This is a genomic window from Bradyrhizobium sp. LVM 105, assembly GCF_003957705.1.
In the GTDB taxonomy this organism is placed as follows: Bacteria; Pseudomonadota; Alphaproteobacteria; order Rhizobiales; family Xanthobacteraceae; genus Bradyrhizobium; species Bradyrhizobium frederickii.
Genome location: NZ_QZMV01000023.1, coordinates 21,161 through 37,773 on the forward strand (window position 1 = coordinate 21,161; position 16,613 = coordinate 37,773).

The window sequence follows — 16,613 nt, forward strand, 5'->3', positions numbered from 1 at the left end:
TCTGGAGGAGAATGCATCATTCATTCCACTGTCCGATCCCGATATCACCTTTGCCGAGCTCTCTGCCGTGGAAACGCTGCTGTGTTCGCCGCAGATCTCCAACGGGCAGATTACTGAGGCGTTTGAGCACGCTTTCGCCGCCTATCTTGGTCGCAAATATGCTGTTGCGGTCTCGAGTGGTACCATAGGGCTCCTCCTTGCGCTGAGGGCGCTCGGCATTGGTCCCGGGCACGAGGTTATCGCCTCGCCCTACTCCTTTCGTGAGACCGCGCATGCCATCAGTCTCGCAGGCGCACGAGCGGTATTTGCAGATATCGACTATTGGTCGGGAGCATTAGTCCCAGCGAAGGCCGAAGAGCGCATCACGGCCAATACGCGGGCGATTGTCGCCGGCAATCCCAACGGTCATCCAGCGCCATGGTCGGAGCTGCGCGCGGTCGCCCAGCGCCATCAGCTGCTGCTTTTGGAGGATTCCACCGAGGCGATCGGATCGAGCTACAAGGGTGAGCTTGTCGGCCGGTTTGGCGACATCGCGGTGTTCGACTTTGCTCAGCCGCTGGCCCTAACCTGTGGTGAAGGCGCAATGGTTGTGACCGATGATATCGACATCGCGCTCGGCTTGCGTCGCCATCGCGCCCATCGCCTGGACGAGCGCTCTTCCGTTGTTGTCGGTAGCACGGCGCCTTATCAGGCCGGCATGAGCGATCTCACGGCTACCTTGGGCCTAGCGCAGCTCAAGCGTCTCGACGAAATCCTGGAGCGGCGTCGGTTCGTCGAGCAGCTTTATAACGCGCATATGCAATCATTTGAGGGCATCAAGCCGCCTTATGTTGGCCCCGATGTGGTCGAGGTAAACTGGTTGCTTTATCTCGTTCATCTGGGGACGCGCTTCACGCGATCGGGGCGCGACGCCATTATCGATGATCTGCGCGGCGCGCAGGTTGAATCCACCGCCTATAGCCAACCGCTGCACTTGCAACAACACTACTTCGACTTCGGCTATCGGCGTGGCGATTTCCTGGTTGCGGAAAAAATCGCAGATCGCGCTCTTGCGCTTCCGTTCCACACCCATCTCACGAACAAGCAGATCGAGTTTATCGTGGAGACCATGAAAGATGCGTCGATAAACGTGGGAGCGGGTGCCGCGATTTACTAAGATGATCGTCATCCACGACACGGAAGAATGTGGGTTGAATGGCGGTGAGCGTGGTATTTCTCATCGCGAGAGATGAGCAACGGACCGAGGATACGTCCTTTGTGGCAGCGTTGTCGGATAGCATGGCGGGAGCGCGCCGGATGCCGCTGGAGGTATGCACTTGTCTTAGAGCAGCAAGAGAAATGCTCCAAGCGAGCGCGAAGAAGCCCTTCTCGATATCAGAGAAGCGGCGCGTCCAAGGCGTGGCGTGAGAGCCTACGCGCCAAGGTGCCCAAAACTAAGCACATCACAGTCGAGATTCTCGGTGTCCGTTCAGGATCTTTAGAGTTATCAAAACAGGTGATCGGTATGAACTCGCAACAAGTCATCATCCACGTCCGCTTCGCTCCGAACGGAAGGGTGATCCAAATCAGCGAGCGTCCGGCGAAGCTCACGCCGAACCAGTGGTTTGACGTCCTCAACGCCCGTGCCAGCTCGGCTTATCGGGCGCTCGCTCGTGGCCGTGGGAGTTTTCAGCTGAGCCGGACTGCGATCGAAGCCTTCAAGCAGGAAACGGCGAGGCCGGGATGAGCGAACCTGTAATCGGCAACCTGATGAGCGGTCACGTCGAGGTTTTTGTCGTCTGTCCGGCCGATGCCATCGAGCGGAGTGGGGCCATGAGCTTTAGCCTGTCGCGGATTGACGATAGGGGCGAGAGCCGGCCGTTTCCGATTATTGTGGTGCGCACCTTCGGCAATGACTATTTTGGTTACGTGAATCGTTGTCCGCATCAGAGCGTCTGGCTGAATATCGGCTCTGGTACGTTTTTCTCGGCGGACCGCTCCTTTCTTAGATGCGGCCGGCACGGTGCAAGATTCGAGATCGACACTGGGATGTGCATCGACGGCCCCTGCGACGGACAATCGCTTGAGCCGGTAGCGCTCGCCGTGATCGAAGGTGACGTCTGCCTGTGCGGCGTCAAGCTGCTCGAGGACGATCGGTTTGGTGACCCCTTCGGGGACAGCGACGAAACCATGGATGTCACGATCCATCCGGACTAACGGGCCTATCGCTTTATTGTGCTCAAGCTGCCTTAGGGCGCTTTGCCCTCGAATGAGGGCCATTGTACGCGTGAGCGTTGGTAGATGCGTGTCACAGCTTGTGATGATACAAACGGGCACCTCGTCGGATTGCGGCCTTGCACTCCGCGACCTGCGCAGCACCACAAGCTGCTCTTGCGCTGGCTCGTCAAATCGAGCCGGCAGCGGGACATGCCTCCTACCGCCGTGGATATGTTTGAGGGGAAATGCCCCCGGCGGCTGGAAGTTCGCCGAGGGCATCGTCTGGGCGTGGAGAATGGCGGGACCCAGACTGACAGGATCGTTTGGGGATGAGGAATGACGATCCTGTGTCAGAAGGCCGGCCGGTGCAGCTGGCGTTATTGCCGGCGCTGCAACTGCCATGCCAAACCTCGGCTTGTGCGACGCTCTTAGCGAATGGCGCCACCATCGTCAGTAAGGGCCGGTTAGAGCAAATGCATTCATGGGAACGTGCTCGTTGTTCCGCATTTCCGGCTGCAAGCGTGCGTCTTGACGCGTATCGTGTGAAGCGTGATCCCCATCTGGGACCGCTGTGTTGCGTTTTAGCGTTGCTGCCGACGGGATGCGACCGGCTTGGTCTGCAGCCTCAAAGGTGGCTCGGCGTTCATCCCTGCCTCGTTGGGCTCTCGCGACAGGCGCTATCTGTTGAGCAAACGATGGATGGGCAGCGGCGGAGCGCAGCGTCCAGATTCAGGGCGAAAAAGATGCTGTAGGCTCGCGCCGGTCAATGCGGCCAGGCGATCACCCATGGTAGAACACGGCGCTCGATCCGCCGCACGATCTTCGAGCTCCTCGCTAGGCGGCCCGAGGGTCATGAAGATCGCTGCTCATTCCAAGATACGATAGCGCAAGAGCTGGGCCAAATAACCGAGCGTCTCGGTTGTTCTGCGTACGAACTGCAGAAGGTTGAACGGGAGGTCAAAGGCTATGCGAGGTTTGTCGTGTCCAAAACAGAGGCGAACGACATTGTCGTAACCTTCGCAACAATTGTGAGTCGCGCAAAGCAAGGGATCGTTGCGGAAGCGAACGTTACGCATCTGGTGTGCAACTTGCTTTGGAGAAGTTGGATGTGAGCAAGCGGGAGCAGAAAGATCGTGATGAGGGCAGAAGAGGTTGGAGTTGATCAAGGAGGCTGCTCTGGACGCGAAGATATCTATCGCTGATCGTCGGCGACGACCATCACTATGGCGCCCGCTCATTTTACCTGCTTTGGCGAGCGCGTGTGGGAATCATTAGCATTAATTGGTCGATGCGGCGTTTAATGATGTACTCGCATCTTGTCTCTTCTCAGATGAAGCCCATTGATCACAGGATAGGCGCATGAACTCAGAAACCGAATTCGAGCTTCCTCAACTTTATAGACATCATGTCTTTGCCTGCAACACGCAGCGTCCGCCAACTCATCCGCACGGCAGCTGTGGCGCCTCTGGCGCACAGGCCCTATGGGATCGAATGGCCAAGGCGATCGAAGCGCAAGGCCTCAACGATATTGGCTTCACGATGGCAGGCTGCCTTGGCTTTTGTAACTCTGGTCCCTTGATGGTCGTCTATCCCGATGGAGTGTGGTATCGCGCGTCCACGCCTGAGGATGTCGACGAAATCGTAAACTCCCACCTCGCGCAAGGCAAACGTGTCGACCGCCTTGTGATGGTGTTAAAGCGAACCTAGAGGGCTCGATTAGCGGCCCCTTGCCAAGGCTAGCAAGCATCGACGGCTTGTGCGGCGATGAGCTGGCCGCTCGGAGGTCAGATCGTCTGAGATAGAGCGTAGCCATCACGCCCCGGATTTGAGAACAGAAAGTCATTGACGTTTTCGCGGCGTGCCGCCTTTCTTCTCCGGCCCAATCGGCAAATGGCGGCCTTTGCAACGCGCGTGCTGGGTCGATCTGTTTGTGTACCGTCACCGCTTGCCACGCGACCCGGAGTTCACAGCGAGAGCAGTGCTGGGCTCCCCGCGTCTCGCGAGATGACGCGTACTTGACGCGTCATCTCGCTCTGTTTGCACTGCGGTGAGGTTAGGGACGCGCTCGATGAGCTCGCCGCGTCCGGTTTGATCAAACGGATCCCCTTTCTGATCCTGTTCTAGCGTCAGAACTTGTAAGTAACGCCGCCGCTGACGAGCCATGGGTCGATGTTGGCGCGACCGGTGACGGCAATCGCATTGTTTACGGTGGCGGAGTACTCCGGCCGCAGCCATAGCTTCTTCACGTCAAAGTTGAGGCCCCAGTGCCGATCAAGCATGTAATCGAAGCCGAATTGGACCGCTGCGCCGAATTGGTTGCTGATGCGCAAATCCGTAACGGCAAGACCAGCGAGCGACGTATTGGCTGCCGATTGGTTGAAGAATGCGGTGTAGTTGATGCCCGCGCCGATATAGGGCTTGAGCGCGCCGAAATCGGTGAAGTGATATTGCAGGGTCAGTGTTGGCGGCAACAGCCAGGCTTTGCCGATATCGAGGCCAGTGAGCGCGCCATTGCCGCTGATGTGATGGCTAGTTACGCCGAGAATGAGTTCGGCGGCAACGTTTCTCGTGAAGAAATAGGTGATGTCGAGCTCGGGTATGACTTGATCGCTGATCGAAAGCCCAGAACTTGGCGAGGACAGCGAGGGCACCCCGGCGACGCTGACTGAGCTGCCTTCGGTGTCCGGCAAAACGCCAAGTACGCGCAGGCGGATCATCCATGGATTGAAGGGTTCGATCGGGGGCGCTTGATAGTAGATCGGCGCCCGGCCCAGATCTGCAGCCTGTACCGGGAGGCTGACCAACGAGGTTGCTAGCGCGAGGAGTGACGCCCTCGTCAGAACTGTCCTTGTTCTCATCGAATTCTCCATTCCAAAGTCCGCGCGAAGAGCCGCGCGATATCTCTGTCACACACCGGGAAGGACGGAGGATTTGATGCCGATCAAAATGGAAGCGGGCAGAGCGCAATTATGCCGCTAAGTTGCATAAGGATCACTGCCGCGCAGGGTGGAGATCTGTTCTGATCCTTATTCAATTCAACAGAGGCGGGTCTGTTCAAGAAGCCGCATCTCGGATTGTTGCTCTGATCCAATCCAGGCCGCGGACATCATGCGCGACAAAGGCGGCACCTGCCACCGCCTCTCACAAGAGCGAGAAGCGTCGCGATCGAGCGCAATATAGACGATGCCCCTTACGGGCAGCCACTCGCGCGGGCCGCCTCAGCGAAGGTCCCGTCGCTTATTGCCCGTGAAGGAAGCCGGAAGTGGGAAACGTCATCCTTACTTGTTTGATCGACTGGGGGCCGCTCCTTCGTTTCCTCAGGCCTGCGCACAACGCCTGGGGTTTGCTTTGTGCAAACACCCCTCGAGATCATCTTGCGTCTTGCGGCCAAGCAGCGACAGCACGGGCTCATGATCGAGCCCGGCACATCGTGCCCCGTCTACGTCGATCAGCGGTCGTCGTATCAGGAGCGGATCGCCCACCATCAATGCGAGTGCGCTTGCCGCGTCGATAGTATCGGGATTGATTTCGCCTGACTTGATACGTGCCGCAGCTCGGTTGAACCAGGAGCCGACGGGCATATTGCCGAAGAAGCTACGTAATTCCTCCGCATCCCATGGCTCCTTCAAGATGTCTTGGGCGATCACGTCGTGGCCGGCGGACTTCAGCGCTTGAATCTGACGCGCGTTAGTGGCGCAGCCGGGTTTCTGATAGAAGATGATTGTCGCCACGATATACCTCTGTAGGCGCGCTGAGCTGAACGATTGGCACGGCGCGGCTGCTTCGGGAGCCTCTTCAATTTCTTGCCGATCATCTCCAAAGTCAGCGCACCAAGCGCCGTACCATGTATGCAACCTCGCCGCTGGTGCGCCAGATTGCGGGCCAACCGGCATATTCACTGTCGTCGAATCGGAGCAAGTTCCGTTCCACACGTGAGGGCATCGGAACTGATGGCGCAAATCGGCTTTTCGCGTTGATCGTTGTGGTCGTTGTTAGTTTTCTGACAGCCGCGCACATCCTGTTAGATCCAAAACAGCCAGGGCCTTACTCACCGGCTAGTTGGTTTTCAGAAACGTAATCAGAAGCCTAAGGAGCGCGGTCAAGCGTTGGCACGGCGGTTGCAAATAAGCGGCAGCAACACTGACTGAGGGCTGAGTGCACGCCGACGCGTAAGACGAGCGATGCGCTCCTTCCCTTGAACCCGTGTGCCCCCGTTTCTGAGAGAGAAACAAGCTCGCGCGCAAGAAGCGCAACTTTTGGCAAATCGGTTGATGGAGAACAACATGTCTTCACTGAGACAAATCGCGTTCTACGGGAAGGGCGGCATCGGCAAGTCGACCACTTCGCAGAACACGCTGGCGGCGCTGGCCGAGATGGGTCAAAAAATCCTGATTGTAGGGTGCGACCCGAAAGCGGACTCGACCCGCCTGATTCTGCACGCTAAGGCGCAAGACACGATTTTGAGCCTTGCAGCGAGCGCCGGCAGCGTGGAGGACCTCGAGCTCGAGGACGTAATGAAGGTCGGCTACAAGGACATTCGCTGCGTGGAGTCCGGTGGTCCTGAGCCGGGTGTCGGCTGCGCCGGCCGCGGCGTCATTACCTCGATCAATTTCCTGGAGGAGAACGGCGCCTACGAAAACATTGACTATGTCTCATACGACGTGCTCGGCGACGTCGTTTGCGGTGGTTTTGCGATGCCGATCCGCGAGAACAAGGCGCAGGAAATCTATATCGTGATGTCCGGTGAAATGATGGCGATGTATGCCGCGAACAACATTTCCAAGGGAATCCTGAAATACGCAAACTCTGGCGGCGTGCGGCTGGGCGGTCTGATCTGCAATGAGCGGCAGACGGACAAGGAGTTGGAACTGGCGGAAGCGTTGGCCAAGAAGCTAGGCACTCAGCTGATCTACTTCGTGCCGCGCGACAACGTGGTGCAGCACGCCGAGTTACGCCGCATGACGGTGCTCGAATATGCACCCGATTCCAAGCAGGCCGATCACTATCGCAATCTTGCGACCAAGGTTCACCAAAATGGCGGCAAAGGCATCATCCCGACTCCAATCTCCATGGACGAGCTCGAGGACATGCTGATGGAGCATGGCATTATGAAGCCCGTGGACGAATCCATCATCGGCAAGACCGCCGCCGAACTCGCGGCCTCGTAAAGGCCGCGAGTCGCGGCCTAGCGAAGGTGCGCGACGAATGCCGGTCTCCCTCACCGACGCATCCCGGGAGGCCGGCATTCTGACGATCGATCTTGACCAAAACCAGGATGCGGCAGGGAAAACCTGACTGCTGTGGAACCCTCAAAATATGTTCGAAGCGCAATACCTTCCGTTCATGGCTGCTTGTGCCGTTGATGCCAACAGCCAGATACACAGGGGAATTGCAACCTACCGTCTGCTCACCGGTGTGCCTCCTGCAGATGCCGATATTGCCATTGACAGCAATTTCGATCGCCATGTCCTGGCGTCTATCTTGGCGGCTGCCACAATGGATGGTGGCTCCCTTCCCGAGAAGACCGGCTTGTCCGGCCTTGAACTGGCGGCCTTGCTGGAGCAGTACTTTCCCTCGCTTGAGATCAAGCTGGCGGGGCAGCTCTCGGTTTTTAAGTGCGAAGGGGACGAAGAGATCGCAATGCTGCGCGATCTCTTGCTCAAGCAACGCTCGACGGAACGGGATATCGGTCACTGGCTGGCTGCGATGATAGCGCGGCGCGCCATTGAGCCAGGCCATCTTTGGGAAGCTCTCGGCTTGCGCAATCGCGGCGAACTCTCCCGGCTGCTGAGCCGCCATTTCGCGCCGCTCGCCTCGCGCAATGTCAACAATATGCGCTGGAAGCGCTTCTTCTACCGCATGCTTTGTGAGAATGAAGGCCTCGCGATGTGCACGACACCCGTGTGCAACCAATGTGACGACTTCAACATCTGCTTCGGCGAAGAAAGCGGTGAGAGCCGGATGGCCGAGCGGCGGCGCGATTTTCTGTTGCAGGCGGCTCGGCCGGTCGTTGCCGGCGGCTGGCCATCTGAACCGCCACAAGGGTCCGCGATCGCATCATCATCGGGGAAAGCCTCGCAGGATTCGGTAAGCCGCGCGGAAGGTCGAGGGCGCGGCTGATGCCGTTTCGAGCGAGTGACCATGTGTCCAAGGCGGCGGCGGGCTCAAGTGCTCCGCAACAATTCTCACATCCTGGCGGGCCGCAACTGCATTAAAGTTCGAACACGGCGGGGCAGTAGGCAAGGCGTCCGCTTCATAGGCCTGTCGCATTTACGACAATCCATTTGCTGGAGCTTAGGTAGGTCAAACAATGAGGAGCTCTCGCGTGATTGCCGCTAGCACCGCCGCAAAATCGTCTTGGTCCGACCAGGTGCGCGCCAAGCCCACCGTGCTCAACGACACGACATTACGCGACGGCGAGCAGGCACCTGGCGTTGCGTTCACCACAGAGGAAAAGCTAGCGATCGCGCAGGCGCTGGCGCGGGCCGGAGTCACGGAGATCGAGGCCGGAACGCCGGCGATAGGCAACGAGGAGATCGCCGCCATTCGCGCCATTGTCGAAGCAGATCTTCCGCTGACCACCATAGGCTGGTGCCGGATGCGAGAATCGGATGTCGACGCGGCGATCGAAGCAAAGGTGTCCATGATCAATATGTCGATCCCGACCTCCGATGTCCAGATCGCAGCCAAGCTAGGTGGTCATCGCGACCTGGCGCTGGAACGGGTGAAGCGATTGGTAGGCTATGCCTGTGCGCGCGGACTTGAGGTCGCCGTCGGTGGTGAGGACGCCTCCCGCGCCGACATCGATTTTCTCATCAGACTGATGGCAACTGCAAAAGCCGCGGGCGCGCGTCGCTTTCGTATTGCAGATACGCTCAGTGTGCTCGATCCCGACGCAACCTACGTGCTGGTCAGGAATTTGCGTGCGACCACCGATCTCGAACTCGAATTTCACGGTCACGATGATCTCGGACTCGCAACCGCCAACACGCTCTCCGCTATCAAGGCCGGCGTGAGCCACGCCTCAGTGACCGTCATCGGGTTGGGCGAGCGGGCCGGAAATGCCCCGCTCGAGGAAATCGCGGTTGCACTCAAGCAGCTCTACGGGCGCGAGACTGGCATCATACTCCCGGAGCTCGGGAACGTCGCCGCGGTGGTAGCAGGCGCGGCCGCACGTGCGATTCCTGTGAACAAGGCCATCGTCGGAGAGCATGTATTTACGCACGAATCCGGCATTCATGTCGATGGCCTTTTAAAGGATCAACGCACCTATCAATCGCTTGATCCCGTTTTGTTTGGCCGCTGCAACCGCTTTGTGATCGGCAAGCATTCCGGACTTGGGGCGATCACCGCGTTACTCGATGAACTGCAGCTCGTCGCCAGCGCCGATGAAGCCAGACAGATTCTGTCGCAAGTCCGCAAATATGCCATTGAGCACAAGCGGCCGGTCGAGCGCGAAACCGTGGCGGCGATCTGGCGCGACGTGTGCGGATGCCTGGCAACCCACCCCGCGTGAAAAGCCGTGTCCAGCAGCGTTTGCGTAAACAGACGCGCCGCAAGGATGGCGTCCGATATTGCTGATGGGTCCGAACGGCGTCCAGCTTTCGCACGTAAGATCCCCTGGCGCGATCTCACCTCCAGATCTTACTTCCCGTTCCGCCATACATGCTGTGATCTCCTACCCAATGGCGAGCCGCCCCGCACTGCCAATCGGCGTCTTCTCGCGCTGAGTTCCGGTCCGGCGACCGTCCTGACTAGCGTCAGCCTCGATCGTGGTCTGGCCATTGATCCCGCCAGCAGTCAACAGGCGCCACCCCATCTCATTTACCGTCCAGAGCTAATCCGAAGGAGAATTTTCCATGATCAACTCATCCCCGGCAGCCGGTATCCTCGATCGGCTCAGCAAGGCCTCATCGGCGGAGGATTTTTTTTCGCTACTTGGCGTCGATTACGATCCTAAAATCGTGAATGTCGCGCGCCTTCACATCTTAAAGCGCATGGGACAATACTTTGCAAAAGAGCAATTTGCAGGTGCCGCAGAGCCGGAAATCAGAGCTCGGTGCAAGGCGATGCTGGAGCGGGCCTATGCCGATTTCGTGGCATCGTCACCAATCGACCAGCGAGTGTTCAAGGTTTTGAAGGAGGCGGCCGCAGATCCTAAGAAGGCGGCGGCCTTTGTCCCATTGAGCGAGCTGAAGTGATCTAGCGTTCCACTGCAAGGTGTGCCCGACGGGGCACCGTGGCAACCCGATGTGCGGCCTTCGTCTTTATTCGGGTCAACTCTCTGCAGCTATCACCCGAGCGGCGGCTGTCGTATTCCCGACCCATGTCTGGACTGGTCGTGTCCACGGTACCAGCGGATATTTCAAGTGTCTGCCAAACCATTACTTTCGACTGACTTTCACTGTTTTTTTGCAACTGGTACGACACTTGCTGTTGTCCTGCCGATCCGATCATCGATGCCGACAGATGGTAGTCGTCCGAGATGAGATTGAAGGAAGACTTATGATGCTGCTTTTAGTGCCTGCCAAGCCCTGCGCCATCATCTCGTGGCCTACGATCGCGCCAGGTCCGTTCGAAACGGCCTTTGACACGATCAAGGCTCCGTATGGACGGTGAGATGGTGGTCAATGGATAAGTCGCCCGTTCGCGCTACACCTGGAGAGGGTATGCCCAGCGTCGTCCGGATCAAGTCGGCCCCGGATTCCGCTCAGATTTGTATCCATCTCATGGCGGATAGCAACATGCGTCAGGAAGAGGGCCAACGTCGGCCCATACGGGCTGTCGGCGCTGGAGGCTCGGCATGGATCGCGTGACAGGTGCGTTGCCAGGATCGCGCTCGTCGTCACAGTCAATGTGGACCTGGTGGGCCGAAAGTGAGGCGCAGGTATTGCGCAGCGAACGGACTCGCCAACTCAGGCATGGAAGCGACCGGTCACAACCACCGCGGCGCCCTGGCCGCTGCGGTGGCGCTCGTCGAACCTGGCGCGCAAGCGTCCAGTGTGGAAGACCGCTCCAAATCCGGCCGGACCGGTACGTCTATCGCGACGACGCCTCTTGTTGTGCGGTCGGTCGGACCAAGCAGACGGGGCAGAGCAGCCGGCCCCTCGCTGACCAAAAGTGATCTTCAGTTATCGAAGCTAAAAAGCAAACCTGTGGCGCGGGCGCGCCTATCTTTGAGGGGAATTTAGAGTATGAACAATGTCACCAGAACGGCCATGCCGGCGGCGGCCGGTCGCGCAGGGGCCAAAAAAGAACTGCCGGAGCACTTTAAGGCCTACAAGCACGTCTGGGTCTTCGTTGAGCTGGAGCGCGGCCGGGTGCATCCGGTCTCCTGGGAGCTCATGGGGGCGGGCCGCAGGCTCGCCGACAGGCTAAAGGTGAATCTTGCTGCTGTCGTTATCGGTCCGGAGGGGCAGCACACACGTAACGCCGCGCTTGACGCATTTTGCTATGGCGCCGATATGGCCTATCTCGTGAGCGACAATGTTTTGTCGGATTACCGCAACGAATCCTACACCAAAGCGCTAACCGAACTCGTCAACACCTACAAGCCCGAGATCCTACTGCTGGGGGCGACGACGCTCGGTCGCGATCTCGCAGGTTCTGTGGCGACGACGCTGTCGACGGGGCTCACAGCCGACTGCACCGCGCTGGACGTCGACGCCGATGGTTCGCTGGCGGCGACGCGTCCGACCTTTGGCGGCTCGCTGCTCTGCACGATCTATACCTTGAATTATCGTCCGCAGATGGCAACCGTCCGCCCGCGGGTCATGCCGATGCCTGAGCGCGTCGTACGCGATGCCGCTCGTATCATCGTCCATCCGCTCGGTCTTGTGGAAGATGACATTGTCACAAAGGTATTGTCGTTCCTACCAGACCGCGATGCAGAAACCTCCAATCTGGCCTATGCCGATGTCGTGGTTGCGGGCGGCCTGGGACTGGGATCGCCTGAGAACTTTCGGTTGGTGCGCGAGCTCGCAACTCTGCTTGGCGCTGAATATGGCTGCTCGCGTCCTCTCGTGCAAAAAGGGTGGGTTACGTCTGACCGGCAAATCGGCCAGACGGGCAAAACCATCCGGCCGAAGCTCTATATTGCCGCCGGCATTTCCGGCGCGATCCAGCACCGGGTTGGCGTGGAGGGTGCGGATCTGATCGTCGCCGTCAATACTGACAAGAACGCTCCGATCTTTGACTTCGCCCATCTCGCGATCGTCAGTGACGCCATTCAATTGCTACCGGCGCTGACGGCCGCATTTCGCGCTCGGCTTTTGCCGAATTCGCGCGCCCGGATCGCTGTCTAGAAGGAGATGATAATGATTGAAGAGAGATTCGATGCGATCGTGGTCGGAGCCGGTATGGCCGGCAATGCGGCGGCATTGACCATGGCCAAACGCGGCATGAAGGTGCTGCAGCTCGAGCGCGGCGAATATCCCGGATCGAAGAATGTGCAGGGCGCCATCCTCTATGCCGACATGATGGAAAAGCTGGTCCCCGAGTTTCGAGAGGAGGCGCCGCTCGAACGTCACCTGATTGAGCAGCGGTTCTGGATGATGGACGATCGCTCCCATGTTGGCATGCATTACCGTTCAGACGACTTCAACGAGGAACGGCCGAACCGGTACACGATTATACGCGCCCAGTTTGACAAATGGTTCTCTTCCAAGGTGCGGGAGGCTGGCGCGACCTTGCTGTGCGAGACGACCGTCACCGAGCTCGTACGGGACGAGCGTGAAAGGATCGTCGGTGTTCGTACAGATCGTCGAGACGGCGAAATACATGCCGATGTCGTCGTGCTGGCCGAGGGGGTCAATGGCCTGCTCGGGACGCGCGCGGGCCTACGCGCGCGGCCGAGACCCGATAACGTTGCGCTCGCGGTGAAAGAGATGCACTTCTTGCCCCGCGAGACTATCGAGGCGCGCTTCAATCTCAGGGGCGATGAAGGCGTCGTGATCGAGGCGGTCGGTACCATTTCCCGCGGCATGACCGGAATGGGTTTCATCTATGCCAACAAAGAGTGCATTTCGCTCGGCATCGGTTGTCTCGTCGCCGACTTCCAGCGCACGAGCCAGACGCCCTACGGCCTGCTCGATCAATTCAAGAGTCATCCTTCCGTGGCGCCCCTGATAGCAGGGTCCGAAGTCAAGGAGTATTCGGCCCATCTCATTCCTGAAGGCGGGTACAAGTCGATCCCGCAGCTTTATGGGGAAGGCTGGGTCGTAGTGGGCGATGCGGCCCAACTCAACAATGCCATTCATCGCGAGGGTTCCAATCTCGCGATGACTTCCGGCCGCATCGCCGCCGAAGCGATAGGTCTCGTGAAATCGCGCGGCGAGCCGATGAGTGCAGCAAATCTGTCGATCTACAAGAAGATGCTAGACGATTCCTTCGTCATCAAAGATCTAAAGAAGTACAAGGATTTGCCGCCCCTAATGCATACCCAGTCACAAAACTTCTTTCTCACCTATCCGCAGCTCATCTCCAAGGCGATGCAAAACTTCGTGCGCGTCGATGGTACGCCCAAGGCTGAGAAGGAGAAGGCGACCCTGAAATCCTTTGTCAAGGCGCGGTCATGGGCAGGTCTGTTCGGTGATGCTTGTCGTTTTGCTCGGGCCTGGCGCTGACCGCGACAGTTGTGAAGCCCAACAATGGAAGGTCAAAGCATGAATGTCGAATCCCCAGTCCGCGTCGAAGACAAGCTGTATCATAATCGCTATCTTGTCGACATCGGTCACCCTCACGTCAAGGTCCGTGCGCACACGACGCCATCGCCGCAGCTCCTTGCACTTTTGAAAGCCTGCCCCGCGCGATGCTACGAGCTAAACGACAACGGCCAGGTCGAGATAACAGTTGACGGCTGCATCGAGTGCGGTACCTGCCGCGTGATCGCCGAGCCCACCGGCGACATCGAATGGAGCCATCCGCGCGGTGGATATGGAGTGCAGTTTAAGTTTGGCTGATAGTGGAACAGGGCCGTGGTGCGACCGAGTTAGGCGATAGGGCTTCTCCGCATCATTGGCGCATTCCGCGTCACTTGCGCGGCGCCTGGACTTCGAGCAAGACACTCTTCGGGGGGGCGCTGCACAAGCCATAGCGTGCAGATGTGCCGCTCGTTCGGGAGCCGCGAAGGACTGGTTGTGACCTCACTGAGTGGCGCCACAACGCGGTCGATCGGATGGTAGAGGAAGGATCAGCGCCTCGCCTGAGAGGGGGCGGGCCCAGCGGCCTCGATTGCGATTGCCACTGACTGCATGATCGCGGCAAAGCGCACGGCGGTCTGGATCGCTTCGGAATTGACGCCCGCGGCTCTCAGTGTCTTCTCATGGGCATCGATGCAGGCACCGCAGCCGTTTATGGCGGAGACCGCAAGCGACCACAGCTCGAAATCGGACTTCTCCACGCCGGGATTGCCGATCACGTTCATACGCAGCCGTGGCGGCATCGTCTTGTATTCCGGGTTGGCGACAAGGTGAGCGAAGCGGTAATAAACGTTGTTCATTGCCATGAGGCTGGCTGCGGCTTTCGCTGCGGCAATCGCCACAGATGTCATCACAGCGGACGCAGCCGATTCCATTACGGCAATCAGGGCTGCATTGCGAGTGGCAATCGCGCTCGCCAGCAGCAGCCCGTATTTTCGTTGTGGCGAAAGCGTCTCATCGGCCACCAAGGAGGTCAAGTTAAGCCTGACATCCTTCGCGAAATCGGGAATCTGGTCGGTTAGTTGTTCGATCGACGACATGCTGCCTCAAGCAACCTTCAAGGTTTCTCCGCCGATTTCGCGGTTGCAGGGACAGAGCTCGTCGGTTTGCAGCGCGTCCAGAACGCGGAGCGTGTCCTTAGGACTGCGCCCGACACTGAGATTGGTCGCATAGACGTGCTGGATCGTATTTTGCGGGTCAACAATAAAGGTGTAACGATAGGCAACCCCTTCTGGTGAACGCACGCCAAGACCGTCGACGAGCGTTCCCTTTGTGTCGGCAAACTGCCAGATTGGAAGTTTGTGCAGGTCGAGATGTGAGCGCCGCCAAGCGAGCTTGCAGAACTCATTGTCAGTCGAACCACCCAGTACAACCGCATCGCGATCGGCGAATTCCTTGGAAAGCCGGGCAAACTCAGCGATCTCTGTCGGGCAGACGAAGGTAAAATCCTTCGGATAGAAGAAGATGATCTTCCACTTTCCTGGAAAGCTCGCTTCGGTCAGCGTCTCGAATGCACTCTGTCCTCCTTCTTCCTGCGCTTGAAAACCGGGCTTCACGCCTGTGATTTCGAACCGCGGCAACTGACTTCCAATTCCGAGCATGCTGTCCTCACAAAGTCGCTTTCTGTAGAAGGTGGCTTCACTGTTGAAGCAAGCTATGTGCCATCCGTTCTCAGGAGTGGAGTCCAGCGGCTTTGATACAGACATGCCCGGGCGCTTGGAGGGCCGATCTGAGAAAAATCTGTAGCCAAGCGCTTTCTTGCCAAGGTTCATGAAAGCAGTCGTGCTTTGCGCGACCGCCTGAGATGTTCGCGCTGCAAGCGTCTGGTCAAAGACCGTTCTGCGTCCCTTAAAGCAAACCGCCTCATCTCGCCATCAATGTGATGAACGACTGTCGGCCTGCCGAGATCTAATGGAAATACGGAACCTGACGAAGCGCGAGGTTCGTAGCATCTGGCGCAAACAAGAGCGGCTGTATCGCCGGCGACAACAGATTGCGCCAGTAAGGCCAGATGCTCGCGGCTGCCAAACAAGGTGCGAGTAATCAGAGGCTACGGCGCTTCGCGCATTGAGGCGCTTCAAGCGGCGCGAGATCACCAGGCTCGATGGTTTGCCGGACTCTAAAAGGTTTGAAAGCCAACCAGGCTCGCCTTTGGCGGCGATTTGGGGCTTGAACTCTACGTAGCGTCAGGTTGTACAGTCTGGATGATACATGCGGCGATCACTCTGAAGCTCCATAATCAGAAGGAGAGACCTGAATGTCTCAAGATCTTAGGTGCGTTAGCCGCCTATAAAGATGAATTCATGAAGATGGCCAGCGCCAACAGCAGGAACTATGTGGGGGGAGCATTGGAAACACTTCAGAATTTCCGGGCTGGAAATGCCATTCTGGCCCCAGCTTTTGTGAATACGCGAGAGCAACCGATGCATCCCCAGGACGAGCGGATGATCCGCCAGTTCATGGAAAACGTCAAAGACTACAGAATTACTCCCGATGGTATCAGAAGCCGCGGGACGGGAAAGGTCCCGGCTGCTACGATCAAGTCCAATGTGCAGGCACTCAACACGTTTGCTCGTTGGCTCCGAGAATAAAGGACCATTGGCTCTTCGGGCGTTCAATGAACCAAGCTCGCTTGCCGCGGACATCGACGAGTACGTTGAAGCTGGCGGCGATGATCGCGACCGCCTCAGCGCGGCACTGTCTCATCTGCGCAGGATC

16 protein-coding genes are annotated in these 16,613 nt (G+C 58.3%); 12 read left to right on the top strand and 4 right to left on the bottom strand.

Annotated elements, in window-relative coordinates; translation table 11 throughout:
* The first annotated feature begins 1 nt into the window (after nt 1).
* The 4 genes from D6B98_RS35605 to D6B98_RS35620 all read left to right on the top strand — a co-directional run bounded on the left by D6B98_RS35605 (nt 2) and on the right by D6B98_RS35620 (nt 3,903).
* Nucleotides 2-1,156 carry a DegT/DnrJ/EryC1/StrS family aminotransferase gene (locus D6B98_RS35605; protein WP_126261680.1) on the top strand — a complete coding sequence of 385 codons (1,155 nt, stop codon included), beginning with the start codon at nt 2-4 and terminating at the stop codon, nt 1,154-1,156.
* Between the two features lie 267 nt (nt 1,157-1,423).
* Nucleotides 1,424-1,726, top strand: a complete 303-nt coding sequence (locus D6B98_RS35610) for a hypothetical protein (RefSeq protein WP_430642558.1) — start codon at nt 1,424-1,426, stop codon at nt 1,724-1,726.
* Nucleotides 1,723-2,196, top strand: coding sequence for a Rieske (2Fe-2S) protein (locus tag D6B98_RS35615; RefSeq protein WP_126261661.1), 474 nt, complete (start codon nt 1,723-1,725; stop codon nt 2,194-2,196). The genes D6B98_RS35610 and D6B98_RS35615 overlap by 4 nt, the downstream gene beginning before the upstream one ends.
* Nucleotides 2,197-3,555: 1,359 nt before the next feature.
* Nucleotides 3,556-3,903, top strand: coding sequence for a (2Fe-2S) ferredoxin domain-containing protein (locus tag D6B98_RS35620; protein ID WP_126261662.1), 348 nt, complete (start codon nt 3,556-3,558; stop codon nt 3,901-3,903).
* Between the two features lie 419 nt (nt 3,904-4,322).
* Here D6B98_RS35620 and D6B98_RS35625 read toward each other — a convergent pair whose 3' ends face one another.
* Together D6B98_RS35625 and D6B98_RS35630 are read right to left on the bottom strand one after the other, a co-directional pair.
* Nucleotides 4,323-5,066 (bottom strand): OmpW/AlkL family protein, encoded by a 744-nt coding sequence (locus D6B98_RS35625; protein WP_164719082.1) that lies wholly within the window; start codon nt 5,064-5,066, stop codon nt 4,323-4,325.
* Between the two features lie 447 nt (nt 5,067-5,513).
* Nucleotides 5,514-5,927: an ArsC/Spx/MgsR family protein gene (locus D6B98_RS35630; RefSeq protein ID WP_126261663.1), complete on the bottom strand. Its 414-nt coding sequence runs from the start codon at nt 5,925-5,927 to the stop codon at nt 5,514-5,516.
* Nucleotides 5,928-6,479: 552 nt separating this feature from the next.
* On the opposite strand from D6B98_RS35630, the gene nifH reads away from it, so the two are divergent.
* From nifH to D6B98_RS35665, 7 genes are all read left to right on the top strand, one after another.
* Nucleotides 6,480-7,364: a nitrogenase iron protein gene (gene nifH, locus D6B98_RS35635; RefSeq protein WP_126261664.1), complete on the top strand. Its 885-nt coding sequence runs from the start codon at nt 6,480-6,482 to the stop codon at nt 7,362-7,364.
* Between the two features lie 148 nt (nt 7,365-7,512).
* The gene (locus D6B98_RS35640) at nt 7,513-8,316 is read left to right on the top strand and encodes a nitrogen fixation protein NifQ (RefSeq protein WP_126261665.1); all 804 of its coding nucleotides are present in this window, start codon (nt 7,513-7,515) and stop codon (nt 8,314-8,316) included.
* Between the two features lie 205 nt (nt 8,317-8,521).
* A complete protein-coding gene (nifV, locus tag D6B98_RS35645) occupies nt 8,522-9,712 on the top strand; it encodes a homocitrate synthase (protein ID WP_430642557.1) in 1,191 nt (396 codons plus the stop codon).
* 343 nt (nt 9,713-10,055) lie between these two features.
* Complete coding sequence (gene nifW / locus D6B98_RS35650; protein WP_126261666.1) at nt 10,056-10,397, top strand: nitrogenase stabilizing/protective protein NifW; 342 nt, start codon at nt 10,056-10,058, stop codon at nt 10,395-10,397.
* A 993-nt stretch (nt 10,398-11,390) separates the two neighbouring features.
* Nucleotides 11,391-12,500: an electron transfer flavoprotein subunit alpha/FixB family protein gene (locus tag D6B98_RS35655; protein WP_126261667.1), complete on the top strand. Its 1,110-nt coding sequence runs from the start codon at nt 11,391-11,393 to the stop codon at nt 12,498-12,500.
* Nucleotides 12,501-12,512: 12 nt separating this feature from the next.
* Nucleotides 12,513-13,820, top strand: coding sequence for an FAD-dependent oxidoreductase (locus D6B98_RS35660; RefSeq protein WP_126261668.1), 1,308 nt, complete (start codon nt 12,513-12,515; stop codon nt 13,818-13,820).
* A gap of 39 nt (nt 13,821-13,859) precedes the next feature.
* A complete protein-coding gene (locus D6B98_RS35665) occupies nt 13,860-14,156 on the top strand; it encodes a ferredoxin family protein (protein WP_126261669.1) in 297 nt (98 codons plus the stop codon).
* 230 nt (nt 14,157-14,386) lie between these two features.
* Here the strand turns inward: D6B98_RS35665 and ahpD are convergent, their stop codons facing one another.
* Nucleotides 14,387-14,935, bottom strand: coding sequence for an alkylhydroperoxidase, AhpD family (gene ahpD / locus D6B98_RS35670; protein ID WP_126261670.1), 549 nt, complete (start codon nt 14,933-14,935; stop codon nt 14,387-14,389).
* A 6-nt stretch (nt 14,936-14,941) separates the two neighbouring features.
* Nucleotides 14,942-15,496, bottom strand: a complete 555-nt coding sequence (locus D6B98_RS35675) for a peroxiredoxin (RefSeq protein ID WP_126261684.1) — start codon at nt 15,494-15,496, stop codon at nt 14,942-14,944.
* A gap of 702 nt (nt 15,497-16,198) precedes the next feature.
* On the opposite strand from D6B98_RS35675, the gene D6B98_RS41065 reads away from it, so the two are divergent.
* Nucleotides 16,199-16,486, top strand: coding sequence for a hypothetical protein (locus D6B98_RS41065; RefSeq protein WP_235884897.1), 288 nt, complete (start codon nt 16,199-16,201; stop codon nt 16,484-16,486).
* Nucleotides 16,487-16,613 lie beyond the last annotated feature (127 nt).

Bases quoted from the DNA above. Each gene is read 5' to 3' on its own strand.
- D6B98_RS35615 (WP_126261661.1), top strand. From the start codon at position 1,723: ATGAGCGAACCTGTAATCGGCAACCTGATGAGCGGTCACGTCGAGGTT.
- D6B98_RS35620 (WP_126261662.1), top strand. From the start codon at position 3,556: ATGAACTCAGAAACCGAATTCGAGCTTCCTCAACTTTATAGACATCAT.
- D6B98_RS35625 (WP_164719082.1), bottom strand. From the start codon at position 5,066: ATGGAGAATTCGATGAGAACAAGGACAGTTCTGACGAGGGCGTCACTC.
- nifH (WP_126261664.1), top strand. From the start codon at position 6,480: ATGTCTTCACTGAGACAAATCGCGTTCTACGGGAAGGGCGGCATCGGC.
- D6B98_RS35640 (WP_126261665.1), top strand. From the start codon at position 7,513: ATGTTCGAAGCGCAATACCTTCCGTTCATGGCTGCTTGTGCCGTTGAT.
- nifW (WP_126261666.1), top strand. From the start codon at position 10,056: ATGATCAACTCATCCCCGGCAGCCGGTATCCTCGATCGGCTCAGCAAG.
- D6B98_RS35655 (WP_126261667.1), top strand. From the start codon at position 11,391: ATGAACAATGTCACCAGAACGGCCATGCCGGCGGCGGCCGGTCGCGCA.
- D6B98_RS35660 (WP_126261668.1), top strand. From the start codon at position 12,513: ATGATTGAAGAGAGATTCGATGCGATCGTGGTCGGAGCCGGTATGGCC.
- D6B98_RS35665 (WP_126261669.1), top strand. From the start codon at position 13,860: ATGAATGTCGAATCCCCAGTCCGCGTCGAAGACAAGCTGTATCATAAT.
- ahpD (WP_126261670.1), bottom strand. From the start codon at position 14,935: ATGTCGTCGATCGAACAACTAACCGACCAGATTCCCGATTTCGCGAAG.
- D6B98_RS35675 (WP_126261684.1), bottom strand. From the start codon at position 15,496: ATGCTCGGAATTGGAAGTCAGTTGCCGCGGTTCGAAATCACAGGCGTG.
- D6B98_RS41065 (WP_235884897.1), top strand. From the start codon at position 16,199: ATGAAGATGGCCAGCGCCAACAGCAGGAACTATGTGGGGGGAGCATTG.